Source organism: Halomonas sp. AOP43-A1-21, from assembly GCF_052376775.1.
GTDB classification, from domain to species: domain Bacteria; phylum Pseudomonadota; class Gammaproteobacteria; order Pseudomonadales; family Halomonadaceae; genus Vreelandella; species Vreelandella colorata.
The window spans coordinates 1-258 of sequence record NZ_JBQSWC010000119.1 but is presented as its reverse complement, the minus strand read 5'-3'; the positions used below and the strand labels follow the sequence as shown (position 1 = coordinate 258).

General features: G+C 56.2%; 1 protein-coding gene. It reads left to right on the top strand.

The genetic code is table 11. The annotated features are described in order from the left end of the window. Window positions 1–258 (top strand): transposase (locus tag ACT3R7_RS20810; RefSeq protein ID WP_496199476.1); only part of this gene is annotated, 258 nt, incomplete at both ends.

The window sequence follows — 258 nt, the reverse complement described above, 5'->3', positions numbered from 1 at the left end:
CTCCTGGAAATACCCACGCTGGGTGGTGGCCCGCCTAGAAGAAGGTGAGTTAGGCTCTAATCCCCGGTTTATCATCAGCTCTCGTTACGATGACGGCTTCAAGCTTTACTACGAGCAGTACTGTGCCCGGGGTGACATGGAGAACCGGATCAAGGATCAACAACTGAGCCTGTTTGCTGACCGGACCTCCAGCACGCACTGGTGGGCCAATCAGTGGCGGCTGATCTTGTCGGGCTTCGCTTATACGCTGTTCGAGCG